The organism is Novosphingobium sp. BL-A-41-Hi4A-0G (assembly GCF_055521735.1).
The window spans coordinates 271831-296622 of sequence record NZ_JBVFVU010000002.1; the positions used below are offsets into that span (position 1 = coordinate 271831).

At 63.7% G+C, this 24792-nt stretch carries 25 protein-coding genes and 1 pseudogene; 9 read left to right on the top strand and 17 right to left on the bottom strand.

Features of this window, described 5'->3' with window-relative positions; all coding sequences use genetic code 11:
* Positions 1–3 precede the first annotated feature (3 nt).
* Together ACZ1JX_RS18920 and ACZ1JX_RS18925 are read right to left on the bottom strand one after the other, a co-directional pair.
* On the bottom strand, positions 4–348 hold the full coding sequence (locus ACZ1JX_RS18920) for a c-type cytochrome (protein ID WP_465126496.1): 345 nt from the start codon (positions 346–348) through the stop codon (positions 4–6).
* Entirely contained in the window at positions 345–695 is a 351-nt protein-coding gene (locus ACZ1JX_RS18925) for a hypothetical protein (protein WP_465126497.1), read from the bottom strand. The genes ACZ1JX_RS18920 and ACZ1JX_RS18925 overlap by 4 nt, the downstream gene beginning before the upstream one ends.
* On the opposite strand from ACZ1JX_RS18925, the gene ACZ1JX_RS18930 reads away from it, so the two are divergent.
* Positions 694–945, top strand: coding sequence for a hypothetical protein (locus ACZ1JX_RS18930; RefSeq protein WP_465126498.1), 252 nt, complete (start codon positions 694–696; stop codon positions 943–945). The two genes, ACZ1JX_RS18925 and ACZ1JX_RS18930, sit on opposite strands and share 2 nt — an antisense overlap.
* A 64-nt stretch (positions 946–1009) precedes the next feature.
* Entirely contained in the window at positions 1010–2614 is a 1605-nt protein-coding gene (locus tag ACZ1JX_RS18935) for a sigma 54-interacting transcriptional regulator (protein ID WP_465126499.1), read from the top strand.
* Here the strand turns inward: ACZ1JX_RS18935 and ACZ1JX_RS18940 are convergent.
* The 4 genes and pseudogenes from ACZ1JX_RS18940 to ACZ1JX_RS18955 all read right to left on the bottom strand — a co-directional run.
* Positions 2611–2811 (bottom strand): annotated as a pseudogene (locus ACZ1JX_RS18940) (EthD domain-containing protein); the annotation flags it as partial. The gene ACZ1JX_RS18935 and the pseudogene ACZ1JX_RS18940 overlap by 4 nt on opposite strands.
* Positions 2812–2829: 18 nt before the next feature.
* Complete coding sequence (locus ACZ1JX_RS18945; protein WP_465126500.1) at positions 2830–3249, bottom strand: hypothetical protein; 420 nt, start codon at positions 3247–3249, stop codon at positions 2830–2832.
* Positions 3246–3977 carry an SDR family NAD(P)-dependent oxidoreductase gene (locus tag ACZ1JX_RS18950; protein ID WP_465126501.1) on the bottom strand — a complete coding sequence of 244 codons (732 nt, stop codon included), beginning with the start codon at positions 3975–3977 and terminating at the stop codon, positions 3246–3248. Before ACZ1JX_RS18950 ends, ACZ1JX_RS18945 begins: the two co-directional genes overlap by 4 nt.
* Positions 3967–4989, bottom strand: a complete 1023-nt coding sequence (locus ACZ1JX_RS18955) for an NADP-dependent oxidoreductase (RefSeq protein WP_465126502.1) — start codon at positions 4987–4989, stop codon at positions 3967–3969. The genes ACZ1JX_RS18950 and ACZ1JX_RS18955 overlap by 11 nt, the downstream gene beginning before the upstream one ends.
* A 165-nt stretch (positions 4990–5154) precedes the next feature.
* Here ACZ1JX_RS18955 and ACZ1JX_RS18960 point away from each other — a divergent pair, with 165 nt between their 5' ends.
* Together ACZ1JX_RS18960 and ACZ1JX_RS18965 are read left to right on the top strand one after the other, a co-directional pair.
* Positions 5155–7518, top strand: coding sequence for a TonB-dependent receptor (locus ACZ1JX_RS18960; protein WP_465126503.1), 2364 nt, complete (start codon positions 5155–5157; stop codon positions 7516–7518).
* A gap of 103 nt (positions 7519–7621) precedes the next feature.
* A complete protein-coding gene (locus ACZ1JX_RS18965) occupies positions 7622–8386 on the top strand; it encodes an SDR family NAD(P)-dependent oxidoreductase (protein ID WP_465126504.1) in 765 nt (254 codons plus the stop codon).
* 119 nt (positions 8387–8505) lie between these two features.
* Here ACZ1JX_RS18965 and ACZ1JX_RS18970 read toward each other — a convergent pair whose 3' ends face one another.
* On the bottom strand, positions 8506–9303 hold the full coding sequence (locus tag ACZ1JX_RS18970) for a ThuA domain-containing protein (protein WP_465126505.1): 798 nt from the start codon (positions 9301–9303) through the stop codon (positions 8506–8508).
* Positions 9303–10310 (bottom strand): NADP-dependent oxidoreductase, encoded by a 1008-nt coding sequence (locus ACZ1JX_RS18975; RefSeq protein ID WP_465126506.1) that lies wholly within the window; start codon positions 10308–10310, stop codon positions 9303–9305. Before ACZ1JX_RS18975 ends, ACZ1JX_RS18970 begins: the two co-directional genes overlap by 1 nt.
* 148 nt (positions 10311–10458) lie before the next feature.
* Here ACZ1JX_RS18975 and ACZ1JX_RS18980 point away from each other — a divergent pair, with 148 nt between their 5' ends.
* Positions 10459–12924 carry a TonB-dependent receptor gene (locus ACZ1JX_RS18980; protein WP_465126507.1) on the top strand — a complete coding sequence of 822 codons (2466 nt, stop codon included), beginning with the start codon at positions 10459–10461 and terminating at the stop codon, positions 12922–12924.
* A 125-nt stretch (positions 12925–13049) separates the two neighbouring features.
* On the opposite strand, the gene ACZ1JX_RS18985 is transcribed toward ACZ1JX_RS18980, so the two are convergent.
* From ACZ1JX_RS18985 to ACZ1JX_RS19005, 5 genes are all read right to left on the bottom strand, one after another.
* The gene (locus tag ACZ1JX_RS18985) at positions 13050–13478 is read right to left on the bottom strand and encodes a nuclear transport factor 2 family protein (RefSeq protein ID WP_465126508.1); all 429 of its coding nucleotides are present in this window, start codon (positions 13476–13478) and stop codon (positions 13050–13052) included.
* 107 nt (positions 13479–13585) lie between these two features.
* On the bottom strand, positions 13586–13936 hold the full coding sequence (locus ACZ1JX_RS18990; protein WP_465126509.1) for a Rieske (2Fe-2S) protein: 351 nt from the start codon (positions 13934–13936) through the stop codon (positions 13586–13588).
* Between the two features lie 10 nt (positions 13937–13946).
* Positions 13947–14480: a VOC family protein gene (locus tag ACZ1JX_RS18995; RefSeq protein WP_465126510.1), complete on the bottom strand. Its 534-nt coding sequence runs from the start codon at positions 14478–14480 to the stop codon at positions 13947–13949.
* The gene (locus ACZ1JX_RS19000) at positions 14477–15214 is read right to left on the bottom strand and encodes a glucose 1-dehydrogenase (protein ID WP_465126511.1); all 738 of its coding nucleotides are present in this window, start codon (positions 15212–15214) and stop codon (positions 14477–14479) included. The genes ACZ1JX_RS18995 and ACZ1JX_RS19000 overlap by 4 nt, the downstream gene beginning before the upstream one ends.
* A 16-nt stretch (positions 15215–15230) precedes the next feature.
* Complete coding sequence (locus ACZ1JX_RS19005) at positions 15231–16250, bottom strand: NADP-dependent oxidoreductase (RefSeq protein WP_465126512.1); 1020 nt, start codon at positions 16248–16250, stop codon at positions 15231–15233.
* 107 nt (positions 16251–16357) lie between these two features.
* On the opposite strand from ACZ1JX_RS19005, the gene ACZ1JX_RS19010 reads away from it, so the two are divergent.
* A complete protein-coding gene (locus ACZ1JX_RS19010) occupies positions 16358–16771 on the top strand; it encodes a nuclear transport factor 2 family protein (RefSeq protein ID WP_465126513.1) in 414 nt (137 codons plus the stop codon).
* Between the two features lie 26 nt (positions 16772–16797).
* Here ACZ1JX_RS19010 and ACZ1JX_RS19015 read toward each other — a convergent pair whose 3' ends face one another.
* Positions 16798–17205 carry a MarR family winged helix-turn-helix transcriptional regulator gene (locus tag ACZ1JX_RS19015; protein WP_465126514.1) on the bottom strand — a complete coding sequence of 136 codons (408 nt, stop codon included), beginning with the start codon at positions 17203–17205 and terminating at the stop codon, positions 16798–16800.
* A 207-nt stretch (positions 17206–17412) separates the two neighbouring features.
* On the opposite strand from ACZ1JX_RS19015, the gene ACZ1JX_RS19020 reads away from it, so the two are divergent.
* From ACZ1JX_RS19020 to ACZ1JX_RS19030, 3 genes are all read left to right on the top strand, one after another.
* Complete coding sequence (locus tag ACZ1JX_RS19020) at positions 17413–19989, top strand: TonB-dependent receptor (RefSeq protein ID WP_465126515.1); 2577 nt, start codon at positions 17413–17415, stop codon at positions 19987–19989.
* A 192-nt stretch (positions 19990–20181) separates the two neighbouring features.
* Entirely contained in the window at positions 20182–20478 is a 297-nt protein-coding gene (locus ACZ1JX_RS19025) for a hypothetical protein (protein WP_465126516.1), read from the top strand.
* On the top strand, positions 20475–21230 hold the full coding sequence (locus tag ACZ1JX_RS19030) for an enoyl-CoA hydratase/isomerase family protein (protein WP_465126517.1): 756 nt from the start codon (positions 20475–20477) through the stop codon (positions 21228–21230). The genes ACZ1JX_RS19025 and ACZ1JX_RS19030 overlap by 4 nt, the downstream gene beginning before the upstream one ends.
* A gap of 503 nt (positions 21231–21733) precedes the next feature.
* On the opposite strand, the gene ACZ1JX_RS19035 is transcribed toward ACZ1JX_RS19030, so the two are convergent.
* The 3 genes from ACZ1JX_RS19035 to ACZ1JX_RS19045 all read right to left on the bottom strand — a co-directional run bounded on the left by ACZ1JX_RS19035 (position 21734) and on the right by ACZ1JX_RS19045 (position 24747).
* Positions 21734–22711, bottom strand: coding sequence for a quinone oxidoreductase family protein (locus ACZ1JX_RS19035; RefSeq protein WP_465126518.1), 978 nt, complete (start codon positions 22709–22711; stop codon positions 21734–21736).
* 279 nt (positions 22712–22990) lie between these two features.
* The gene (locus ACZ1JX_RS19040; RefSeq protein WP_465126519.1) at positions 22991–23914 is read right to left on the bottom strand and encodes a sugar phosphate isomerase/epimerase family protein; all 924 of its coding nucleotides are present in this window, start codon (positions 23912–23914) and stop codon (positions 22991–22993) included.
* A gap of 17 nt (positions 23915–23931) precedes the next feature.
* Complete coding sequence (locus tag ACZ1JX_RS19045; RefSeq protein WP_465126520.1) at positions 23932–24747, bottom strand: sugar phosphate isomerase/epimerase family protein; 816 nt, start codon at positions 24745–24747, stop codon at positions 23932–23934.
* Positions 24748–24792: the final 45 nt, after the last annotated feature.

Genomic DNA, 24792 nt, shown 5'->3' on the forward strand with positions numbered 1-24792 from the left:
CGTTCAGCGCTTCGCCGCCGGCTTGGGAAACTTCGAGGTGGATACGAGGCGGGCGACGCCATCGAGCGAGGCATCGTCGATGGCCGAGTGCGGGAAGGCGGGCATGGCGAGCATGCCGTTGCGCACGACGCTGCGAATGTATTCGGGCGGTAGCGCACGGCCTCGCAGTTCGGGGCCGACACCGGTCAGGTGGCAGCGCGAGCAGGTCTTGTCCCAGAGGACCTGCGGCGATGCCCACTGGCCTGAAGGCGTTGCGGCAGGCGCGGTCGGCGATGCGCCCGCGGGCAGGGCAAGCGCTGCGAGGAGTGCCGCACCGGCGGCGAGGAGGGGCAGGTTGCGCGCGTTCATGCGGAGGCTCCCGAGGGACGGATGACCGGGCGCATGGCGGCGCGGCGGTCGATATTGGCGATGTCGAACAGGACGGCGTCGGCGCCATCAAGGAACAGCGCGACTTCGCGGCCGACGCTGATGGCGAGGGCTTCGCGCACTTGCGCAAGGCGCTGCGAATAGTCGCCTGACAGCACCACGGCGGCGCCCTGCCAGTCAGCCGGAACGCCCTTGCGGTGGGACGCGATGGCGAGCGGTCCGGACGGGGCGAGGACCGCTGCAGCGGCGGGCACGGCAGTTGCCACACCGGCGACGGTGCTGACGGACAGGAAAGTCCTGCGGCTGATCGCAGGCAAGGCAGGCATCATGCGCTATCTCCTCTTCGTGGCCGTGCCGGTCCGGCGGGCAACGGAAGGGAGCCAAGTGCGACAGGCCCTGCCCTGCGCTTTCGTGCATCTCTCCGGTCGCTCGCCGCTATCCACGGCTGTGGAGGCGTTCTTGCAATTGCCGTGCCAGTTGGGTCTGGGGAGTAGGCGCGGTTGGATTATCGTGTTGGTATTGTTTTTGATTCTGCAGATTTCGGTGGTGGAGGTGCCCGATCTGGCCTGCCGGACCTGAATCAACAATTGTCTGATTTACGCCATTTCTTGAGGCGGCCTGTCTGAAATGATACAGATGCCTGATGTCTGCAGACCTGTTCAGCCAGCTCCATTTCGATCACGCGCAGGGCCATATCTGGCTGGCCGGGCGGCGGATGATGATGATCCATGCGCGGGCCTTCAGCCTGCTGCGCCACGAAGTGATCGAGGCGGTGGGGTTGGAGAAGGCGCGCGGGTTATTCACCCGGCAGGGCTACAACAGCGGGGCGATGGACGCCGAGATCGCCAGCAAGGTCCGGCCCGATGCAACGATCTATGAGATGTTCGCCGTGGGGCCCGGACTGCACATGCTTGAAGGCATGGTCCGCACCGATCCGGTCAGCGTGAGCATGGATACGGCCACGGGGGCCTTTGCTGCAGAATACATCTGGCGCGGATCGACCGAATGCAATGCCCATCTCGAACTGTTCGGGCGTGGGCCGCTGCCCGCAGGCTGGTCGCAGATCGGCTATGCCAGCGGCTATGCCAGCGTGTTCCTTGGCCGCCCGATACTGTTCCGCGAGGTCGAATGCGTGGCGATGGGGCACGAGCATTGCCGCGTCATCGGCCGTCCGGCGGAAGAATGGCAGAATTGGCAGGATGACTTGCGCTACATGCGCGGCGCGCAGCTGAACGAAATCACGCCTGCTGCCGGTGAGGCTGTTCTTGAAAGCAGTGGCCGCAGGATCGTGGGCGCTTCGGCGGGCTTCAACGTGGCGTTCGACATGCTGGGGCATGTGGCCGATACCGATGCCGTGGTGCTGTTCTCGGGCGAGAGCGGGGTGGGCAAGGAGATCTTTGCGCGCAACCTCCACGCCATGGGAAGGCGTGCGCAAGGGCCGTTCATCGGGGTGAACTGCGCGGCGATCCCCGAAAACCTGCTCGAAGCCGAGCTGTTCGGGGTGGAGAAAGGCGCGTTTACCGGGGCGAACGCATCGCGGCCGGGCCGCTTCGAGCGGGCGAAGGGCGGCACGCTGTTCCTCGATGAGATCGCCACCCTGTCACTGGCTGCACAGGGCAAGCTGCTGCGCGCCATCCAGGAGAGCGAGTTCGAACGGGTTGGCGGGACGAGGGTGTACAAGTCCGACGTGCGTCTTGTGGCGGCGACCAATGTCGATCTGCGCGCGGCGGTGGAGGCGGGGACATTCCGGGCTGACCTGTTCTATCGTCTGAACGTCTTTCCCATCCGCATTCCGCCCTTGCGCGAACGCCGTGCCGACCTGCCGTTGCTGATGGAGCATTTCCTCGGGCTCTACAGCAGCCGCTATGGCAAGCGCCTGACGGGCTTCGAGGAAAGCGCGGTGGCGGCGATGCTTGGCTATGAGTGGCCGGGCAATATCCGCGAGCTGGAGAACGTGATCGAGCGCGGCGTGATCATGGCTCGCGATGGCGAGCCGCTGCGGCTGCATCACCTGTTCTCGGGCGGGGAAGTGCTTGGACCACCCGCCTTTCGAGTGGTGGACGGAGACGTGAGGGCCGGAGATGCGGCGGCGGAACTGGTCGACGCCGGGATGGACCTTGAGACCACCGAGCGGCGTATGATCGCGCGCGCGCTCGAAAAGGCGGGCGGCAACAAGACGCGCGCAGCCGCGCTTCTCGGCATCAGCCGTGCGCAACTGCTCTATCGTTTGGGACGTGACGTGCGCTAAGTGGTTTCTTCGGTAAAGCCCCAGAAGAACGAGCGCGAATGGTCGATGAAGTTCCGCTCGTCCGCCAGAGCCTCCTCGGCCACTTCCTTGCGGGAGAGTTGGCGTACGAAGGCGTCAACGTTCGGAAAATGCACTTCCACCACGCCATCGAGATCAAGAGGTTGGACGCCTGTGACCTGCGATTCCGCCTTGGTTGCGGCGGCATCGGCGTGAAGCTAATGGTAGCTGTAGGGCGGGATCAGGCGGCGGCCAATGTTCGCGTGGCGGTTCAGCCAGTAATCGTGAAAGGCGGCGCGGCTCAGCTCCGGCAACCGGCGCAGGCCGAAGAACAGACGTATGGCATCATTGCCCGGCAGAATGGCATGACGCGCAGAGGCAAAGATGTGCGCGCGCGCCGGATCGCCTGCGGCCACAAGCGCGGCTGCCTTTGCAACGCCCGGCAGCAGGACGAGCGCATCGGGCACTTCAGGCGATCGGCCTGCTGCATGCGCAAGCGATGGCAAGGCATCGTCGGCAAGCGCCAGGGCAAGAGTCGCACCTTCAGGGAGCGCAGTGCGCAAGGCTGCGGCAAAGGCTTCGCTCGACTGCCCCGGCTGCCGGAAGAGCAGGAGGTGGATTTCCGGCAGCACGCTCAATGCCGCACCATCGCGCCGCCATCGACCCAGACGCCGTGGCCGGACATGAAGCGGGCATCGTCGCTGCACAGGAAGGCGATGACGTCGGCGATGTCCTCGGGCTGGCCGAGGCGGCGCAAGGGGGCCTTGTTTTCCCAGAAGGTGCGGAATTCGGGCATGTCGGTGAAGGCGGGCGCGGTCATCGGGGTGGCGATGGCGCCGGGCTGGACGCAGTTTACCGTGACGCCGAAGGGTCCGAGTTCGGCCGCGACCGACTTGGTGAAGCCTAGAACCGCATGCTTGGACGCGGAATAGGCGGCGAGGCCCTCGTCGCCGTGGCTTGAGGTGGTCGAGCCGATGGTGACGATGCGCCCGTTACCCGCGGCCTTGAGATGCGGGGTGGCATCGCGGACGAGGCGGAAGACCGCGATGAGGTTCACTTCCAGCACGCGCAGGAAATAGGCGTCGTCGTGGCCCTCGAGCGGGTGGAACGCGCTGATTCCGGCGCAGGGGACCAGCGTGTCGAGCCCGCCCATGGCGGCAATGGCCTGTTCGACAAGGCGGGCATTGGCATCGGGCTGGGTCAGGTCAGCGATGAAATCGACATCGCCCTGCACGTCTGCGGTAAAGACTTGTGCGCCATCTGCGCGCAGACGCGCGGCGGTGGCGGCCCCGATTCCCAAAGCCGCACCGGTCACGATGGCCGTGCGGCCCCTAAGGCGATCAGAGGCGCAGCGATCAGAGGCCATCGGCGATCTTCAGCACGAGCTTGCCGGTGTTGGCGCCGGTGAACAGCCGCATGAAGGCGTCATAGGCGTTCTCAAGCCCCGTCTGGATGTCCTCGTCGATGCGCAGGCGGCCTTGCGCCATCCATTCGGCCATGACCGCGCCGCCTTCGGCAAAGCGCGGGGCATAGTCCATTATCAGGTAGCCGTAGAGCGTGGCCTGCTGGGTAAGGATCGACCAGATGTTGCGCGCGCCGATCTTCTCGGGCGAATTGTATTCGCTGATCAGCCCGCACAACACGATGCGCGCGTGCTTGGCGAGGTTGAGCAGTTCGGCATCGAACACGTCCCCGCCGACGTTCTCGAAGATCACGTCGGCGCCGCCGGGCGAGGCCTCGCGAATCTCCGCGGCAAGCTGGGCGACTGACTTGCTTTTGTAGTCGATGGCGACATCGAAGCCGTAGTCTTCGATCAGGCGGCGGCACTTGTCGGGGCCACCGGCAATGCCGATCACCCGGCAGCCGAGAATCTTGCCGATCTGGCCGACCGCCGAACCGACGGCCCCAGCAGCACCCGACACGAGCAGGGTTTCGCCCGGCTTTGGCTTGGCCACGTCGATCAGGCCGAAGTAGGCGGTGAGGCCTACCGCGCCCATGGCCGATAGGAACCGCGATGGCGAATCCACAAGGCTGGTATCAACCTTCATGGTGAATCCGCCCGCGCCGTTCACCGAGTAGTCCTCAAGGCCATTCATGCCCAGGACCCAGTCGCCGACCGAGAAATCCGGTGTGTTCGACGCGGCAACGACGCCGATGGTCGAGGCGCGCACCGGGTCTCCCAAAGGGATCGGCGGCATGTAGCTGGGAGCATCGTCCATCCATCCGCGCTGGGCAGGATCGAGCGAAGCATAGCAATTGCGCACGACGAATCCGCCCTCTGGCGCTGCGGGAACTGCCTCTTCCACAAGGGAAAAATCTTCGGGCACCGGTGTCCCGTGGGGGCGGCGCGCAAGCAGGAAGCGGCGATTGACGGTCATTGTGATCTCTCCCGGATTCTTGTCCGAACGTTACGGCAAGCATGGAACATGTACCGGCAGAGGCACCTGTAACAAGTCGCAGTTGGTTCCCGGACCGCAGCAGTGGATGAAAGAGGGGAACTATCGCCACTCAGCGGGCGAGGTTACCCTTGAGGGAGGATACTCATGAGACGCACTGCCGCACGGCGCCTGATCGCCGCTGCCCTGACCACCACTGCAATCGGTTTCTCGCTTCCGGCGTTCGCTGCCGACGAGCCGCAGGCCGCACAGGCCGACCAGTCTGCCGAAGCAACCGAGAACGGTGATACCGGTGCGATCATCGTCACCGCCCGTCGCCGTTCGGAAACGCTGCAGAGCACGCCTGTCGCAATCACCGCCGTGAACACCGCCATGCTCGAGAGCAAGGCTGCCGTGAACATCGGCGACCTGCAGGGCGCCGCTCCCGGCCTGCTGATCACGCAGCAGAACTCGGGCGCACAGGCTGCCAACATCTCGATCCGCGGCCTGACCTACGCCGACATCGAAAAGTCGCAGACCCCGACCGTCGGCGTGCTTGTCGATGGCGTGATGATCGGCACCAACACCGGCCAGCTGCAGGATGCTTTCGACATCGCCCAGCTTGAAGTGCTGCGCGGCCCCCAGGGTACGCTGTTCGGCGCCAACACCATCGGCGGCGTGATCAGCATCCAGCGTTCGAAGCCGACGATGAAGCCGGGCCTCAAGGCCGAAGTGACCTATGGCCGCTTTGCCACCTTCAACACCAAGATCATTGCGAACTACGGCAACGATGAAAGCTGGGGCGTCAAGGCGTGGTACTTCCACAACGAGACCGACGGCTTCTACAAGAACGTCGTGCGCAATGTCAGCGCTGGCTGGAGCAACGGTGAAAACTACGGTGCGAGCCTACTGTTCAAGCCGACCGGTTCGGGCTTTGACGCCCAGCTGACAGTGGCGCAGGTCGAACAGGTCTTCGACCCGGTCGTCAGCAACATCACCAACAGCAGCGAAGTGTTCTGCGCGTTCATTCCCTCGCGCGAATGCAACCGCAACACCACGACCGATCTCTATACGACGTTCGGCGATGCAGCTTCGAGCAATTACAAGGCGCCCGAAGCCACGCTGGAAATGAACTACGATGCAGGCGGCGTGAAGCTGACCTCGATCACCGGCTGGCGCAAGAGCACCGAAGCCCAGACCCAGGACTTCGACGGCTCCTCGACCGACCTGTACTATGTCGACCGTCGCCAGCACTACGAACAGTGGAGCCAGGAACTGCGCGCCGCAGGCAACCTGTTCGATGGCTTCGACTATGTCGTCGGCGGCTTCTACTTCAAGTCCGACTACGACCTGACGCAGTGGTCGCGCGTGTTCGGCTTCAGCCCTGCCACGCCGCCGACGCTGTTTGACCGCAATGCCCAGCGCGTCGAAGGCAAGACCGAAAGCTACGCGGTGTTCGGCGACTTCAACTGGGCCTTTGCCGAGAACTTCCGCCTCTCGTTCGGCGGTCGTTACAGCCACGACAAGAAGGAGCTGAGCAACGGCTTTGCGGCCAACGTCCTGCTCGATCCGGACAACATCGACCTGACCAAGATCGCTCTGGTCGGCAAGGGCAAGGCGAGCTTCAACAAGTTCACCCCGAAGGTCGGCATCGACTGGCGTCCGAACCAGGACGTGATGGTCTATGCCTCGTGGTCGCGCGGCTATCGCTCGGGTGGCTTCAGCCCCCGCGCAGCAACCGCTGCCACTGCCAGCACGCCGTTCCAGCCCGAAACGGTCGATGCCTATGAAATCGGCGTCAAGCTGGCCGCGTTCGACCGCAAGCTGGAACTGAACGTTGCCGGCTTCGTGTCCGACTACAAGGACATGCAGCAGAACCTGACCGTTCCGGGCGGTCCGACCGGCAACCAGACGATCACCGGCAACGTTCCGGGCGGCGCGCTGATTAAGGGCATCGAAGCCGACGGCACTCTGCGCGTGACCGAGAACCTCAAGTTCAACGGTTCGATCGCGATCATGGACTCGCACTTCCGCAACTTCGTGACGTGCGGTGCCTATGCTGGCGGGCCGGTGGCAACCAATGCCTGCGGTACAGGTCTGGTTCCGTTCAACTATTCGGCCAACCGCCTGATCTACGCGCCTGACTTCACCGCTTCGCTCAGCGCGGAATACACGCATCCGACCAGCTTCGGCGACATCTCAACGAACGTTGGCTGGCGTCATATCTCGCCGTACGACGAGCAGCTTTCGGCCCAGTCGCTGACGGTTGCGACGAATGGTGCGGGCGCTGCCACCGGGGTTACGGTCAACGGCAACGATGCCCGCGTGCGCACCACCACGCAGGACCTCGTCGATGCGTCGATGACCTTCAACTTCGACCTCAAGGGCACCAAGGCCTACCTGCGCGTCTTCGGTCGCAACCTGCTCAATGAGAAGACCACGACCCACGCGTTCACCGTGGCTGGTCTCTGGTCGTTCGGCATGGCGCTCGAACCGCGCACCTACGGCGTGACCGCAGGCTTCAAGTTCTGAAGCCAGCGCTGATAACCTGATCCACCTTGCCGGGGGGGCGGGGGAGGGTCGCTTAGGCGACGTTCCTTTCCGCCCCTCCGGTTTTTTATGGGAGAATGACAAGATGGGCCGTCTTTCCGGCAAGATCGCACTCGTGACCGGTGGCGCTTCGGTGCCGGGTCTTGGCAGTGCCACCGCGCAGCGTTTCGCCGAGGAAGGCGCCAAGGTCTGGCTCACGGACCGTGATCTGGCCGGAGCCGAGAAGGTGGCCGAAGGCATTCGGGCCGCAGGCGGTCAGGCCAAGGCCTTGCTGCATGACGTGACCGACGAGGCGCAGTGGGACGAAGTCTTTGCCGCGATCGAGGCCGAGGACGGCAAGCTTGACGTTTGCGTTAACAATGCTGGCATCGCGGTGCTGCGCCCGATCGAGGATATGACCACGGCCGACTGGAAGCTGCAGAACTCGGTCAATCTCGACAGCGTGTTCCAGGGCACCAAGCGCGCCGTGGTGCTGATGCGCAAGACCGGGACCAAGGGTTCGATCATCAACATCTCGTCGGTGGCAGGCCTGATCGGCGTGCCCGCTTGCGGGGCCTATGCGGCAGCCAAGGGCGGCGTGCGGCTGTTTTCGAAGACCATCGCGGTCGAGACGGCCAAGGACGGCATCCGTGTGAACTCGGTCCACCCCGGCATGATCCTCACGAACATCCAAGGTGTGGCACAGGAAGACAACGCGGCGAATTATGATGCCACGCTGGCGTTGGTGCCGATGGGCTATATGGGCGCGCCGCTCGATATCGCCAACATGAACCTGTTCCTGGCCTCGGACGAGAGCCGCTATGTTACGGGGACGGAACTGGTCGTTGATGGAGGGATGACGGCGCTTTGAGCGCTCGCCTGACTGTTGCGCCCTCGCGCCTGAAGAAATTCTGGGGGCGGGGGCCTCGGTGTTGTTACAGAACCCTTCAGTAAACCGGCTGAAGCCCCCGCCTGCGCGGGGGCGCGGCTTCAGGGCGCAGCCACCCACCGGATCGCGTTCTCTACCAGACGCCGATAGTGTGGACTGTCGTAAGCCGAGGGGCCATCGCCGGGCTGGAGATAGACAAGGCGGCTGTTCAGCGCCTGCTTCGTCCACCCTACCAGGTTCGATCCCGGGGGATGTTGCCAGCCTTCGCGGCTGTACATTTCACCTTTAACCGCAAGTTCGGCCGACCAGAAGTGATCGCGGTCGAAGCTTGCGGATGAGCGCAGCAGCGGGGTTGCACCCTCTTCGATCACTTGTCCGAGATAGATCTCGTCGGTCAGGGTAAAGCGTTCGGGCAGGCCTTGCGTCACCGGGTGATCGCCGCAGACTTCAATCTCGTGCGTCACGTCATGGCAATAGCCGCTGTCGGGCACCGACGCGCCTTGCCATTGGCCGGGGTGGTAGAAGAACTGGCCGCCCAGCCATTGGTGATATTCGCTCCACGTCGGCCATCCGGCCAGCGCGTGGTGCAGGGCGACGATGCCCTTGCCCTCTTCGAGCAGCGCCCTGAAGCCTGCCTTCAGCTCCGCATCGGGCTCCCGGTATAGCGGGGCATTCTCGGGCGCTTCGAAATCGAGGCCGGGCATGTCGTAGAGCACCAAGGCATCGAACCCGCGCATGGCCTTGGGGTTCATCAGCAGGGCGGCGGCGGGCTGGTCGACCATGGTGGCCGAGATGCCGTCCATGCTCTGGAACATTGAATCGAACGCGGTGCGGTCAAACGGGTGTCCGCGCACGGCGACGAGGCACTGGAGCGGGGCGCGGTGGTTGATGATCGGCATCAGGCGACTTTCACGATGACTTTGCCGATGGCCTTGCCCGACAGCATCCGGTCATAGGCGACCAGCGTGTTCTCCAGCCCTTGCGTCTCGTCGAGGTTCACTGTCAGCGTTCCGGCATCGACCCACTGGCGCAAGGTCGGCAGGAATTCGGCGCCGCGATGGAGGAAGTCGGGGATGAAGAAGCCTTCGATCCGCAGCCGCCGCATCAGCACCTGATCGAAGCGCGCGGGGCCGGGAAGGGGCGCATCGTTGTCGTATGCCGCGACCATGCCGCAGACCGCGACGCGGCCATAGTGCGCCATGTTGGGCAGGACCGCATCGAGCAGCGGGCCGCCGACATTGTCGAAATAGGCGTGGACGCCGCTTTCGACAGCGGCGAGTCGGGCTGCGACGTCATCGTTCTTGTAGTCGATGGCGATATCTACCCCGAGTTGTTCGGTGAGGTAGCGGCACTTCTCCGGACCGCCCGCCATGCCGATGACTTTCGCGCCGAGGTTGCGGCCGACCTGACAGGCCATCGAGCCAGTTGCGCCCGCTGCGGCGGAGACGACCAGCCATTCGCCGGGCTTGATCGCGGCGACTTCCTTGACGCCGACATAGGCGGTCCAGGCGTTCATGCCCAGCGCCCCGAAGTGGTGGCGGATGTCGCCCAGCGTCTCGTCGACGATCTCGAGGCCGGAGAGTGACGGGAGGACGGTTGCGTAATCTGCCCACTGGCCGAAGCCGCGCACAAGCGAGCCGACCGGGAAGGCGGCATCGCGGCTCTCGCTGACATGGCCAAGCACAAGGCCTGCCATTTTGGAACCCAGCGGCAGCGGGGGCTGATAGCCATCGGTGCGCGGGCTCATCCACATGCGGGTGCCGGCGTCCATCGAGAGCCAGCCCACCCTGATGCGCACCTCGCCCTCGCCAAGGTCCCCGAGCGTCTCGGTCTGCAGGCTCAGCGCGCTGTCGAAATCGGAGCCTTCGGGGTGGCGGTCCAGTCGCCAGAAGCGGTTTTCAGTCACGGCATTTCCTCTCAGGCCAAGGACGTGCCGACGCTACGGCATCCGGGCACCTAGCCAAAGGATGAGGCTAACGCATTGGCGAGGCAGAGATCTGGCCAATCCGAGATTAGACGCGCGACTTGGCATAATCAAAATGGGAGGATGTGGCATGCACACCTTTAAAAGAATTCTTCTGGCGACCTGCGCATTCGGCGCGGCCGTCCCGGCATTCGCGCAGGACGCAGCGCAGGCAGGCGCGCAGGACGCCGCCAGCTCCGGCGGCCTTGAGGAAATCATCGTCACTGCGCGCAAGCGCGAGGAATCGGTACAGACCGTACCGGTTGCCGTGACCGCGATTTCGGAAAAGACCATCCAGCAGCGCGACATCACCTCGATCGAGAAGATCGCCGCCGCCACGCCCAACCTCAGTGTCGGCCGTGCCTCGAACGGTTCGGGCGCGCAGCTGACCATGCGCGGCATCGGTTCGTCCTCGACCTCGATCGGCATCGAGCAGTCGGTCGCCGTGGTCGTTGACGGTGCCTACTACGGTCAGGGCCGTATCATCCAGGAAGGCTTCTTCGACCTGAAGCGCGTGGAAGTGCTCAATGGTCCGCAGGCCCTGTTCTTCGGCAAGAACGCCACGGCAGGCGTGATCAGCCTGACCACCAACGATCCCGGCAACGACCGCGAGTTCATCGCCCGCGCCGGCTACGAGTTCCGCTCGCGCCAGTATCAGGGCGAGCTGATCGCCTCGATCCCACTGAGCGACACGCTGGGCGTACGCTTCGCCGCACGCGGCTCGATCATGGACGGCGGGTATTACCGCAACGTCTCGGTGGATCGGACCTACACCACGGTGGACATCCGCAACCTGCTCACCGGCGGTAGCGGCAACCCGCTCGTTTCGGTGGCCAAGCCCGCGGCATCGCGCGCACCCGGCGAGGACGAGTTCCTCGGCCGTGTCACGCTGAAGTACACGCCGACCGACCGTCTGACCATGACGCTCAAGGGTTCGTACAACTACAACCAGGTCAACAACTCCTCCTGGAACTACGTGGCCTACAACTGTGGCCTTGCCACCGGCGTCAGCCAGCTGACCGGCTATCGCTGCGGCACGGATTTCGTGACGCATCAGAACAACATGCCCGCCGACATCGCGGCGAACTTCCCCTTCGCCAAGGACAACGGCGAGTTGTACAATCGCTATCGCTCTTGGGCGATCAACGGCGCGGTCACCTATGACCTGGGTGACGTGACCATCAGCTCGGTCACCAACTACAACACCAACAACAACCGCTGGGCCTGCGCCTGCGACTTCCAGACGAGCAACACCGGCACCTGGGCGACCGAGAACAGCACGTGGAAGGCCTTCAGCCAGGAACTGCGCGCGCAGACCGCATTCGACGGTCCGATCAACCTGATGGTCGGCGGCCTTTACCAGAAGACCAAGCGCGACTTCGAACAGTACGTGATGTTCGCGGGGCTGCGTGACGATACTGCATCGGCCGCCAACCGCTTCGTCGCCTCGTCGAAGACCAGCTTCACTGATGGCGAGACCGCAGCCCTGTTCGGCCAGGTCACGTGGAAGTTGGTCGATACACTCGAACTGGCGGGCGGCGTGCGCTACACGCATGAAACCAAGGACAGCTTCTTTACCCAGCCCTACAACAACCTTGGCGTTCAGGGCATCTTCCGTGACCAGAACGATGCTGATGGCCTCGGCGTGGTCCGTGCCAACCAGGTGTTCGACGACTGGTCGCCGGAAGTGACGCTGACGTGGAAGCCGCAGCAGGGCATTCTTGTCTACGGCGCCTACAAGACGGCCTACAAGTCGGGCGGCTTCTCCAACGGCGGCATCAATTCCAAGTTCTCGTCCGATCCGCTGGCCGACCTGACCTTCAATCCCGAAAAGGCGCGTGGCTTCGAAGCCGGGATCAAGACGACGCTGGCCGACAACCAGCTGCGCCTGAACCTGACCGCGTTCACGTATGCCTACAACGATCTGCAGGTCGACTTCTTCAACTCGCCGATCTTCGCCTTCCAGACGCTGACGGCGGATGCGCGGACCAAGGGCGTCGAGCTCGAGTTTGAATATGCGCCGCGCAGCATCGAAGGTCTGAACCTCCACGGCTCGATCAACTACACGAAGGCGCGCTACACCGACTTCCCGTCGGCACCTTGCTATGCCGGCCAGACCCCGGCACAGGGCTGCACCCTCATCGGCGGCATCTCCGCGCGCCAGAACCTGAACGGGGCACCGCTTTCGGTTGCGCCGGAATGGACCGGTGCGTTCGGCGTCGGCTACGAGACGGCGGCGGGCGAAGGCCTGAAGCTCGGCTTCAACGTCGATACGCGCTACTCGTCGAGCTACCTCGCTTCGGGCTTCGGCAATCCGTTTTCGCGCCAGGGCAAGTACGCCACGCTCGATGCGGGCATCCGTTTCGGAGCCGAGGACGACAACTGGCAGATCGCGGTGATCGGCAAGAACCTGACCAACCGCTTCTTCGTGAGCGGCGTGGTCGACGGTCCGTCGACCGGCGGCGGCACCGGCACGGCCGCAGGCGTGCGCGCAGACCAGCTCGGCTTCGGCAACCTGCCGCGCACCGTGCAGGTTTCGGTGATCAAGCGCTTCTGATCACTTTGGATAATGGAAAGGGGCCTCGTCCGGATGCGGACGGGGCCCCCTTCTTTGGCGGCTATAGCAAAGGCGCGGAGAGCATTGCTCCCCGCGCCTTTGCCGTTGTTTCGATCGGCAGCTTTTCAGCAGCCCTTGGGCGCGTGCTGGCGGTGGATGTTGCGGAAGGAGCGGGTCTTGAACAGCCACTGGCCGTCGATCTTGACGCAGGTGTCCTCGTAGACGCCGCGGTCGCGCATCGTGGTGCCGTTCTGGTCATAGACCTCGCTGGTGTAGCTGCGCATCGTGGCGGTATCGCCGGTCACTTCGATCGCGCCGGGCCAGGCTTCGAACATGATGCCGGGGTAGTTCTTCATCGCCTCGATCCACATCGCCTTGATCGCGGCGCGGCCGCGGGTGGTGCCGAGTTCAGGATAGTCGGGCAGCGACCATTCGGCGTCTTCGGCCCAGGTCGCGGCCCAGTCGTCGGCATCGACGCGGGTGACGGCGTCGGCATAAGTCTCGAGTAGCTCGCGGATGGCGAGACGGTCTTCGGCGGGGCCGGTGAAGGGCATTGTCTTATCTCTCCCGATGGTACGTTGCGGGAGAGAGGCTAACGCAGCGCGGAGACGAGTGAACCTGCGCTTTGAGCGAGTTTGGCCGGCAAGTTTGGGCAGCGAGTTCAGAGGACGACCGGCGTCTCGTCCATGCCTGGTGCTTCGTCAGGAATGCACACTTCGATCTGGCCACCCTCGACACGCACCGGGAAAGTGCGCAGGTCCTTGTAGGCGCCGCCGATGCAGCGGCCCGAGTTCATCTCGAAACGCGCACCATGAAGCGGGCACATCACCGCGCCGCGCCGGATGCGGCCGGTGGAGATCAGCGCGGCCTGATGGGTGCAGCGGTCGTTGACGGCGAACAGGCCTTCGTCGGTCTTTGCCACCAGCACGTGCCAGCCGCCGATCTTCGTGGCGATCTTGCCTTCTGCGGGGAACTCGCTCTCGGAGATCAGGGTATGCCAGGAGTCGGTCAACGTTGGGTCCTCAAGTCATGCGGATGGTGTGGATCGGGTCAGATCCGCGATAATCCTTCGCCGCCTGCGCGACCATCGCATAGAAATCAACCAGCGTTTTTGTGGGGGCGTAGAGTTCGGTGAACAAGCCCATCGTGGCGGTGGTATCGGCAAAGGCGAAGACGAAGCCGTCGTTCATTTCGGCACGCAAGGCACAGGGCGCACCGCGTGCGGCAAACTTCGCGAGTTCGGCGTCCACGTCATCGACGAAGATCGCCACGTGGTGCATGCCCCAGCGGCCGGAGCCTTCAGGGTAAAGGTCGCGGAAGGGCGAGGGGCCGGGATTGTTCTGGGCGATGAACTCCACCATCACCTCGCCCCATTGGCCGTAGGCGGAAGTATGATCCAGTTCGCGCTCGACGCCGCGATGGACGGCGCGGGCGAGCGGGATGTTGTCTGCAACGAAGAACGGCCCCGATCCGAAGGCTTCATGGTGGGCGCGCGCAGCCGCGCGAACGTCCTCGACGAAGAAGGCGACCTGACGGATCGGCAGCCCGCCGCTCATATCGAAGCGCCGCCATCGACGCGGAATTCGGCACCGGTGGCAAAGGCGCTGGCATCGCTGGCAAGGAACACTGCCATGGCGGCGATTTCTTCGGGCTTGCCCAGGCGCTTGACCGGGTGGACGTCGACGAAGCTCTGATAGAGCGCTTCCGGGTTGTCGCTCTGCGCCAGAACCTTGTCGATGATCGGGGTGTGGATTGCGCCGGGGTGGATCGAGTTGCAGCGGATGCCATAGCCCTTTTCGGCAAAGTGCAGCGCGCAGGACTTGGTCATCAGCGTCACCGCCGCCTTGGCCGCGTTGTAGGCAACGAGGTTGGACGAGGCCTTCACGCCCGACAGCGAAGACATGTTGATGATCGAGCCACCGTGGGCCTTCATCTTCGGCAGCACTGCCTGCGTGCCCATGAACACGCCGAGCACGTCGATATCGAGTTCGTGGCGGAACTGGTCGAGGGTGATCTCCTCGATCGAGCCGAGCGTGGTGATGCCAGCATTGTTGACCAGCACGTCGATCCGCTCGAACGGCGCGACGGCTTGCGCCCACGATGCCTCCTGCGTGACGTCGAGAGCCACGAACCGCGCTCCGATCTCGGCGGCCAGTGCTTCACCGGCCGCCGCGTCGATGTCGGCGACGATGACTGCGGCGCCTTCGGCCACGTAGGCGCGCGCAATCGCTTCGCCCAGACCCGATGCGCCGCCGGTGACGAAGGCAGTCTTTCCTGCAAGTGCGCCCATCAGATCAGCACCCCCATTAAATAAGAACCAGCGTCTTGCCGGTGGTCTTGCCGCTCATCAGGTCGATGAACGCCTCAGGCAGCTTTTCGAGTCCTTCGCGCACGTTTTCGAGCGGCTTGAGCTTGCCCTCGGCAAAGAGGCGGTCGAGCATGGCCTGAGCTTCGCCGAGAACCTCGGGATGATCGTAGGTGATGAAGCCGCGCATGGTCAGGCGGTTGACGACCAGTTGCCACAGGTTGCGGTTGCCGTGGGGATTGTCGGCATCGTTGTACTGCGCGATCATGCCGCAGACCGCGACGCGGCCATGCAGGCGCATCAGCGGCAGGATGGCATCGAGCGTCTCGGCACCCACGTTGTCGAAATAGACGTCGACGCCATCGGGTGCAGCTTCATGGATCGCCGCTGCGAGATCCGGCACGGCGCGGTAGTCTATCGCCACGTCAGCGCCCAGATCGCGGACGATCTGGGCCTTGGCCGGCCCACCGGCAAGGCCGATCACGCGGCAGCCCACAGCTTTTGCCAGCTGCACGACGGTGCTGCCGGTAGCGCCTGCCGCCGCGCTCACCACGACGGTCTCGCCTGCCTTGGCCTTGCCGATCTCGAACAGGCCAACCCAGGCGGTCAGGCCGACCGGGCCGAGCGCGCCCATGTAGTGCTGCAACGGCACGCCGGGTGCGGCTTCGACTTTCTCGATGCCCAGCGCATCGCCCTTGACCACATAGTACTCCGACCACACTGCAAAAGTGCGCAGCAGCGTGCCGACGGGGAAGGCGGGGTCGTTCGATTCGACGACTTCGCCAAGCGACATGCCGTTGATCGGCGCGCCGAGGGCTACCGGCGGGAGATAGCTCGGCCGGTCATCAAGGAAGCCCCGGATGGCCGGGTCGCACGAACAGACCCGCATCTTCACGAGGATCTCGCCGGGCCCGGGGACAGGGCGCGGCGCCTCGATCAGGGCGAAGTCGTCGGGGACGGGGATGCCGACGGGGCGGCGGGCCAGTGTGATCTGGCGCGTGATCTGGTTATCTCTCTCCATGTACCATCCTTAGCGCGGGCAACCGCAAGGCATCGCTAGCCATATCGCTAGGTTTCGGCTTGTGCCTGTATGAACGATCCTTGGGCAAACGTGAGAGGACAAATCCAATGACCATGACTGCACAAGAGATGATCCAGTTCGTCGATGACCTCTACGAGGCAACAGGCACGGGCAACTGGGAAAAGGCCGCCTCGATGCTCACCGACGATTTCATCGTGAGCGAAGCGCCGGGCTTGCCGATGGAAGGCATCTATCGCGGCAAGAACGCGCTGCAGGAGCTGTACGTCAAGGTCATGGGTCTGGTCGACGTTGTCGGCCTGAACCGGGTCGAGACCACCGCTGGCAAGGATCATGCCGTCACGATCCTGTCGTTCCAGTTCGCCGATCCCTCGCTGCCGCCCGCCGAGCTGTGCGAGCTGTTCCGATTCCGCGATGGCAAGTGCTGCGAGATCAAGCCGTTCTACTTCGACCACGCCGTGTTCCGCGCGGCCGCCGAGGCCAAGGTTCGCGCTACCGCCTGACGTTGCAGGATCGGCTGGCCAGTGTGTCAGCCGATCCGCCGCAGCAATTCGTGCAGGGCTGCATAGCCTTCAGGCCCTATCTTGGCGGCAATCGCGTCTTCGCCGGCCTGTGATGCCGCGCGAAGCAGATTCATGGCTTCGATCCCTGCGGGCGAAAGGGATATGCCGATCATTTTCCCCTTGCCCTGCTCGCGCTCGATCCAGCCACGTTCGGTCAGGCGGCCGATGATCGGCACCATGTTCGACCGCTGGATCTTGAGCATTCGCCCGATCGAGCTTTGCGTGATCCCCGGATTGGCGTCGATCACCATCATCACTGCCGCGTCGGGATGGCGAACGCCAAGATCGCCGTAGGCTTCATTGACCACGCGCAAGCCCATGTTGGCGGTGCGCACGAGATGAAAGCCGACAAAGTCTTCAAGAGGGTTCCGCATCACGCCCTTCTAACAGCAGCGTTGCAAACATGCATCACTGCCCGGCTGAAGATATTCTACCAAATTATGCTATTGACCATAACACAAGGTGATGCATACACTCGCAACTGCAAGGGCCGCAATAGATGGCCGCTCTCCGCGAAGGCGGAGCGTGCCGTCAGGTGAAACAGGTTCAGCAGAGCTGGGCCCTGGCGTTGGGAGGACAGGATGATGAAACTGCTTACTGCGGGCGCAAGCCTGCTTGCCCTCACGATTTCCGGCACGGCGATGGCACAGGATGCCGCGCAGCCACAGACGCCGACGACAGACGAGATCGTCGTGACCGCGCAGTTCCGCGCGCAGAACCTTCAGGACACCCCGCTCGCCATCACCGCCGTCAGCGGCGAACTGCTGGCTTCGCGCGGCCAGACCAACGTCTCGGAAATCGCCGCACAGGCGCCGAACGTCACGCTCAAGCCGCAGGGCCAGGAACTTGGGCCAGGCATCATCGCGTTCATTCGCGGCGTGGGCCAGACCGACCCGAACTTCGCGCTGGAACCGGGCGTCGGCATGTACATCGACGACGTCTATCTGCCGACGCTGACCGGCTCGCTGCTCGACCTGACCGACCTCGATCGCGTCGAAGTTCTGCGTGGGCCCCAGGGCACCCTGGCCGGGCGCAACTCGCTGGGCGGCTCGATCAAGCTCTATTCCAAGAAGCCGACCGGATCGAACACCGGTTCGATCGAGGCGACCTATGGCCGCTACAACCGACTCGACCTTCGCGGCCTGTTCGATCTGAAGCTCTCGGACAACCTGTTCGTGCGCGTGGCCGGCGTCACAAAGAACATCGACGGTTACGTCAAGCGGCTGGACTACAACCTGACGCACCCCGGCACCAACGTGCCGACCTTTGCCAAGGGCGCGGACCCTGTGCTCGGCAAGCTTGGCGGCCAGTCCTATGCGGCAGGCAAGGTCTCGCTGCGCTGGCAGCCGACCGAGACGGTCGATATCAACCTGTCGGGCGACTATACGCGTGAGCGCAACGAGCCCGGTGCGAACGTCCTGCTCTATGCCAACACGTCGGCGGTCTTCGATGGCCCCAACGCCACGTTCACCGGCGGGCGTCCGTTCCTGCAGGGCACCAATGGCGCCGGCATTCCGCTGAACTGCGCCTTCGTGCCCAACGGCGTGAACAGCTGCGACACGATCTCAGGATATGATCGCCGCTACATCTCCTATGCCACTTATGCCGATCCGGCCCGGCCCGACAGCCAGATGCCGTACAAGCCGACGTTCACCGATCCGCATTCGGATCTCGACAACTACGGCGCCGCCCTGACCATCGACGTGGACGTGTCCGACCAGCTCAAGCTCAAGTCGATCACCTCGTGGCGCAAGTACACCGCCGACTGGTCGTATGACTCGGACGGCTCGCCGATTGCCAACAACAACCTCAACCAGACCCAGAAGAACCGCCAGTGGAGCCAGGAGCTGCGCCTGTCGGGCAAGGTGCTGGATGACAAGCTCGATTTCACCGTTGGCGGCTTCTACTTCGATACGCGCGGTACCTTCACCGGGCGCATCAACCTGAACTACGCTGGGATCGATTTCCGCCACGGTCCTGATCCGACGCCTGCGAAGAACAAGGCGCTCTTCGCCAACTTCACCTATGCGCTGACCGATGCGGCCAACATCACCGGCGGCATCCGCCAGTCGTGGGACGAGAAGGACTACGGCTACGTCCGCAAGAATCCGGATGGCACCAACATCCAGGGTCCGTGCAACTTCTTCCTCGGCGCACCGACCGCAGGTCCGACCGGTATCGGCAACCAGCCCAACTGCCTGCTTTTCGGGCTTGACGGGCTGACCGCGAAGTTCCGCGACAACCGTCTCGACTGGCGCGTGGCAGCGGACTACCGCTTCAGCCCTGACTTCATGGCCTATGCCCAGGTCTCGACCGGGTATCGTGCCGGTGGCGTCAACCCGCGTCCGTTCTTCCCGAGCCAGGCAACCGCCTTCCGGCCCGAGACGATCACCGCCTACGAAGTGGGCTTCAAGTCGGACCTGTTTGACCGCAAGCTGCGCGTCAACGTTTCGGCGTTCTTCAACGACTACAAGAATATCATCCTGTCCAGCGTCAACTGCCTCGATCTCGCCACGGCGGGGCCGGGTGGCTCGTCGCAGGCAACGCCTTGCCTGCGTCCGTCGAACGTCGGTTCGGCCCACGTGAAGGGCTTCGAAGTCGAAACGCTGTTCCGCCCTGTCGAGAACTTCACCATCGATGGCTCGGTCAGCTATCTCGACTTCCAGTACCAGAATGTCGACTCGCTCTCGACCGGGGTGACGCTGAACGACGTGACGCCCTACACGCCTAAGTGGAAGGCCGCCGTGGGCGTGCAGTATGACATTCCCGATGTCCTGAAGGGCGTGGTCACGCTGCGGCTTGATGGTGCCTATCAGTCGGAAATCTTCACCGAAGCGGCCAACATCCGCAATCTGCCGGTCAGCAGCACGGTGGCGGCCAACAGCCCGGTCACGCCTTCGCCGTTCAGCAATGCCGGTGGCGGTGGTCCGATCTCGACCCTGCGCCTCACCAACCGCATCGACGGCTACTTCCTCGCCAATGCGCGGGTGGGCTGGCAGTCGGATGCGAAGGACTGGGGCGTGACGCTCGAAGTGCAGAACCTGACCAACAAGTACTACTTCCTCACCCTTCTGCAGGAAGCCTTCGGTGCTGGCACGGCTTCGGGTCAGCCCGGTCGTCCGCGCACCTGGTCGGTCTCGGTCAGCCGGACGTTCTAAGCGGGCAAACGGGCGAAGCGCACACACCCCTGAGTTTTGTCCATAACCGAACCGCCGTCTGCACCCCCGTGCAGGCGGCGGTTCTGCGTCAGTGGTCGAGTTCGATCTGCTTGATTGCGGTTCACCATGTAGCCGTCGATGGAACTGTAAACGAGGATCGGGTCCTCGTCGGCTGCGGCTCATATTTCGTCGATGAGGCAGAAGTGGCGGCAGGCGAAGGTGCATGCAGCGATCTTCGGGGATGGCCTGAACATGGGGACCGATCAGGCGTTCGGTTTTCAACTATGGCTTGCCTATGCGATCCGGAACTCCGATCAGGTCTGGCTCTATGAATTGGAGGGAAGCCACCAGATGATGAGCCTTGGACTGCACTTGCGGATTATCTGGGCGCTGGAGGAGTTCTTCCGCCACATGCGCAAGCACGATGGCATGTGGGTGGCAGCGCGCCACCAGATCCCGCAAACGTTGGCGGCGGTGGATCCGGCATGACATTGCGGCTGGAAAATGACGGACAGGTCACGCGCCTGCTGATCGACCGTGCGGACAAGCGCAATGCCTTCACCATCGATATGTGGCGGCATCTGCCGGAACTGCTGGCGCAGGTTTCGGCAGATGCGGACTGCCGGGTGCTGGTTGTGAAATCGGCGCAGGGCGGGGCATTCTGTGCCGGTGCGGATATTGCCGAATTGCTGGCGAACAAGGACGATGCTGTCTGGCGGGCAGAGAACCAGAAGGCGATCAACCGCGCGCAATACGAACTCACCCGCTTCCGCCTGCCGACCGTGGCGATGATCGAAGGCGATTGCGTGGGCGGCGGCTGCGGCATTGCGCTCGCCTGCGATATGCGCGTCGCCGGGCCGAACGCGCGGCTGGGCATCACGCCTGCCAAGCTCGGCCTCGTCTATCCGCTGCATGACGTGAAGCTGCTGGTCGATCTGGTAGGGCCGGGGCAGGCGCGGCGGATGCTCTATACCGGCATGCTGCTGGGGGCCGAGGAGGCCAAGGCGGTTGGTCTCGTCGAGGAGCTGGCCGACAGCGAGGACGCGCTGGTGGCGCAATTGCTCGCCGCGTCGCCATCCTCGACGCATGCGATCAAGGGCTTCGTCCGCAACGTGCTCGACGGACAAGTGGCGGACGATGCCGAATCCTTGCGCATCTTCGCCTCGGCCTTCGAGGGGGCCGACTTCCGTGAAGGAACTACTGCCTTCGTCGAGAAACGAAAGCCGGTCTTCGGGCAATGATCGGGAAGGGCACGATTCTGGGCTGTACGAATGCCGTGCCGGTGCTGGCCCGCCCTTCGTCATGCATCTCCCGACAAGTAGCGCGGCGTAAGATTTGACCGTGCAGGACTTACTCGGCTGGCCCGAGCGGCTGGCGGGTTCAGCGTTCGAGATTACCTGACCGCCAAAGACCATCGCCAACATGGAACCGGCCTTTATTCCGATGCAGGTGTTCGGGCCGGACCTTGATGCCCGCATGGTGGATTGGATCACGCGCAGGACGCTGATCGCAGTGTCGTTGTCTGTCAGTGCGTGGGCGACGATGCGGGGCAGGCCACCACGGACGGACTTCTCGCAGGTTCTGCTGATCCTGTCCGGACGTCCAGTGGAGAAGAGGGCCAGCGCATCGCCAATTTCGCGCAGGCGCAGCGCCACCTTGCCGGCCGCTGCGGGATCGCCCTTTGCGACTTAGACAAGTTCGGCTTCGAGGTCCGCAAGTGCGGCCTGCGACTACTGAACCCGACTCACACCACCAGCACGGTCGATCCTGTCGTCCGCCGCGCTTCCAGATCGCGGTGCGCCTGTGCTACGTCATCGAGCGCATAGGTCTGGCCGATGGTCACGTCGAGAGTGCCGTTGGCGATCAGCTCCCAAACCCGCGCGGCACCCGCAGCCCGCTCGGCCGAGTCTTCGTAGTAGTGATAGAGCATCGGCCTCGTGTTGAAGAGCGAGCCCTTCTGCGCGAGCAAGCCAAGGCTGATGCCGGTGACCGGGGCCGAGGCATTGCCATAGCTCACGATCAGCCCGCGCTTGCCGGTGGAATCAAGGCTGGCTTCCCAGGTATCCATGCCAACGCCATCGAAGGTGACGCGCACGCCCGCTCCAGCGGTCAACTCGCGCACGCGGTTCGCGACAGGATCGACGGCATAGTTGATGACATGGTCCGCCCCGGCAGCGCGCGCGGCGTCTGCCTTGGCTTCGGTCGAAACAGTGCCGATCACGGTGGCGCCCACATGCTTGAGCCACTGCACCAGCAACAGGCCCACGCCGCCTGCCGCCGCGTGCACGAGCACTGGTATCCCGGCCTGCACATGGGCGCAGCGCTCGACGAGGAATTCGACCGTGCAGGCCTTGAGAATGACGGCAGCGGCAATGTCATCGGAGATGGCGTCCGGTAGCGTGAACAGGCTGGCTGCCTTGTAGATGCGAGCCGTGGCATAGGCGCCAAGATCCGGGCCGAAACTGGCCACGCGATCGCCCACCGCAAGTTCGCTGACACCTTCGCCCACGGCCACGACACGGCCTGCCGCTTCGACGCCGAGCCCGCTGGGCAGCGCCATCGGATAGATCCCGCGGCGGTGGTAGGTGTCGATCATGTTGAGCCCGACCGCGGTGTGTTCGACCAGGACTTCACCGACAGCAGGGGCGGGAAGGTCGACCGTGGTCCATTCGATCACGTCCGGGCCTCCGGTGGCGTTGAGGCGTACGACCTTTGCTTGCATGGGATACTCCTGACATCGCGCAATTCGCCATGACCCTAGCCGCCGCACCCCGCGCTCGCAAACCGGGCCGGTCGGGCATGATCCGCCAGTCGCAAAGATTGCCAAGCAGCCATGAAAGCACCTGCGCTGTCCGAACAATCTGCGTTCGAGCAGGAGGCCTTGATTAGCCGATCTGAGCGTGCCGCGCTTGGTGGAGGAAGGGGAACAGGCACCACTGAGGAAAGCGCGTCGGACCGGCGGCGGAGGGCTCGCTCCACCACCCCCGGTCCGTCATTGGCCTCAATCGTAGATCGGGCGCAGTTCGTTATCGAGGTAGTACCGGGTCATCGCCATCGAGGCGAGCAGGTCGGGAGAACCGTCATACTCGATCGACATCCAGCCCTTGAATCCGTGCTCCTTGAGCGCGTGGTAGAGGCTCTTGAGATCGAGCGTACCCATGCCCGGCTCCCAGAACCAGCGCGTGCCGTCGTCTGTGATTTCCGGGTCCTGCGAATAGCGCAGGCTGTCGGGCTGGGCGGACGATGCGGTGTCCTTGAGGTGGAACGTGCTGATCCGGTCGTGGTAGTCGTTGTAGAACGTCAGCAGATTCTCGCCCATGATCGAGATCTGGGCGGTGTCGATGCAATAGTGCACAAGCTTGGGATCGGTCGATTCGATCAGTTCGCGGTGGTTGTGCAGGTTGATCGCGCAGAAGAACTCGTTGTGCAGGCCAATCTTTACGCCCTTGTCGGTGGCGTAGCGGCCGATCTCATTCATGACCTTGGCGCACTGCTGCACTTCCTCGCGGCTGAGCGGACCGCAGCCGAAGTAGTTCTGGGTGGGGCAGGTGTTCATGTAGGTGCCGCCGAAACGCACGATGGTATCGACCGCTTCGCAGCCTGACTTCACCGCTTCATCGAAATGGCTGACATCGTGCGAGGCATGGGCACCGTGGAACATGCCGATCACTTCGACGCCGCGATCCTTGGCAAAGGCGGTGAAGTTTTCGGGCGAGCCGAACAGCGGCAGGATGTCGGCCATGTCCCATGGCGCGATCTCGATGCCGTTGAAGCCCAGCGCCGACTGGTACTTGAGGATGTTGTCCCAGTCCGAATAGTAGGCGCTGTTGGTCTTGTCCTCGTAGTAGAAGTCGCGGAAGTTATCGATCTGCTTGTAGGGGATCGACTTCCAGTGGCTCATGTTGGCGTATTGGATGTTGGGCATGTCGGAGGTCTCCGGCCTTAATTCTGAAGCTGGTTGAGCAGGGCGCGCGTGCGCAGCAGGGCGCGGAACGGGTCGCGCGTCTGGCGGGCGCTGCAGACCACGGGGCCGCAGTAGCCGAGCTTGTCCAGCAGGGCGGCAATGCCGGGCAAGTCCACCGATCCGGTGCCGGGATCTCGGAAGACCTGCGTAGCGTTGCCGTGCGGGTGTTCGGGGTTTGGCGTTTTCCAGACTTCGCCCGTGTCGACGAAGCTGGTGTCGGTCAGGTGGACGCAGCCGACGCGGGCGATGTTGCCAGCGATGAACTGTGCAGGGTCGATGCCCGCAACGATAAGGCTTGCGGTATCGATATCGAGGCCAACGCTTTCCGGCAGGCCGGCGAGCAGCGGCAGGATGCGTTCACCGCCGAACAGGCTCCAGTATTCGTTGCGCAGGACGAGCTTGACGCCCAGTTCCTCGGCCTTGGTGGCAAGGCCGGTCAGAAGCTCGAAGGCGCGATCGGTGAACATTGCGATCTGTGCGTCGATGTCCGGGTGGTACTGCTTGATCCGCCCGTAATAGGGCGAGGGGCTGATGGCGAAACAGTCCGCGCCAAGGTCGGCCGCGTGGGCAAGAGCCTCGCCCGCAAAGTGGCCCGAGGCGCCGAAGTAGAAGTGGATGTTGTCGTTGCGCATGAACAGGTTGGGATCGAACGTCACCGCGGTGACGCGCTTGATCCCGCTGGCGGCCAGGACTTCGCTGTACCGGGCGGCGCTGGTGTACTTGGTGTTAATGTGTAGATTTCCGCTGAGAAGTGACCCGGTAAGGGCATAAATTTCCATTGAGAATTGACCCATGTTTGAACCCGCCCCTGGCTGACCAGTCAGGGGTATCGGGAGTGA

Coding starts and splice junctions, on each gene's coding strand:
- ACZ1JX_RS18920 (WP_465126496.1), bottom strand. CDS start 348: ATGAACGCGCGCAACCTGCCCCTCCTCGCCGCCGGTGCGGCACTCCTC.
- ACZ1JX_RS18930 (WP_465126498.1), top strand. CDS start 694: ATGCGCTATCTCCTCTTCGTGGCCGTGCCGGTCCGGCGGGCAACGGAA.
- ACZ1JX_RS18925 (WP_465126497.1), bottom strand. CDS start 695: ATGATGCCTGCCTTGCCTGCGATCAGCCGCAGGACTTTCCTGTCCGTC.
- ACZ1JX_RS18935 (WP_465126499.1), top strand. CDS start 1,010: ATGTCTGCAGACCTGTTCAGCCAGCTCCATTTCGATCACGCGCAGGGC.
- ACZ1JX_RS18950 (WP_465126501.1), bottom strand. CDS start 3,977: ATGGCCTCTGATCGCTGCGCCTCTGATCGCCTTAGGGGCCGCACGGCC.
- ACZ1JX_RS18955 (WP_465126502.1), bottom strand. CDS start 4,989: ATGACCGTCAATCGCCGCTTCCTGCTTGCGCGCCGCCCCCACGGGACA.
- ACZ1JX_RS18960 (WP_465126503.1), top strand. CDS start 5,155: ATGAGACGCACTGCCGCACGGCGCCTGATCGCCGCTGCCCTGACCACC.
- ACZ1JX_RS18965 (WP_465126504.1), top strand. CDS start 7,622: ATGGGCCGTCTTTCCGGCAAGATCGCACTCGTGACCGGTGGCGCTTCG.
- ACZ1JX_RS18970 (WP_465126505.1), bottom strand. CDS start 9,303: ATGCCGATCATCAACCACCGCGCCCCGCTCCAGTGCCTCGTCGCCGTG.
- ACZ1JX_RS18980 (WP_465126507.1), top strand. CDS start 10,459: ATGCACACCTTTAAAAGAATTCTTCTGGCGACCTGCGCATTCGGCGCG.
- ACZ1JX_RS18985 (WP_465126508.1), bottom strand. CDS start 13,478: ATGCCCTTCACCGGCCCCGCCGAAGACCGTCTCGCCATCCGCGAGCTA.
- ACZ1JX_RS18995 (WP_465126510.1), bottom strand. CDS start 14,480: ATGAGCGGCGGGCTGCCGATCCGTCAGGTCGCCTTCTTCGTCGAGGAC.
- ACZ1JX_RS19000 (WP_465126511.1), bottom strand. CDS start 15,214: ATGGGCGCACTTGCAGGAAAGACTGCCTTCGTCACCGGCGGCGCATCG.
- ACZ1JX_RS19005 (WP_465126512.1), bottom strand. CDS start 16,250: ATGGAGAGAGATAACCAGATCACGCGCCAGATCACACTGGCCCGCCGC.
- ACZ1JX_RS19010 (WP_465126513.1), top strand. CDS start 16,358: ATGACCATGACTGCACAAGAGATGATCCAGTTCGTCGATGACCTCTAC.
- ACZ1JX_RS19015 (WP_465126514.1), bottom strand. CDS start 17,205: ATGCGGAACCCTCTTGAAGACTTTGTCGGCTTTCATCTCGTGCGCACC.
- ACZ1JX_RS19020 (WP_465126515.1), top strand. CDS start 17,413: ATGATGAAACTGCTTACTGCGGGCGCAAGCCTGCTTGCCCTCACGATT.
- ACZ1JX_RS19025 (WP_465126516.1), top strand. CDS start 20,182: ATGAGGCAGAAGTGGCGGCAGGCGAAGGTGCATGCAGCGATCTTCGGG.
- ACZ1JX_RS19030 (WP_465126517.1), top strand. CDS start 20,475: ATGACATTGCGGCTGGAAAATGACGGACAGGTCACGCGCCTGCTGATC.
- ACZ1JX_RS19035 (WP_465126518.1), bottom strand. CDS start 22,711: ATGCAAGCAAAGGTCGTACGCCTCAACGCCACCGGAGGCCCGGACGTG.
- ACZ1JX_RS19040 (WP_465126519.1), bottom strand. CDS start 23,914: ATGCCCAACATCCAATACGCCAACATGAGCCACTGGAAGTCGATCCCC.
- ACZ1JX_RS19045 (WP_465126520.1), bottom strand. CDS start 24,747: ATGGGTCAATTCTCAATGGAAATTTATGCCCTTACCGGGTCACTTCTC.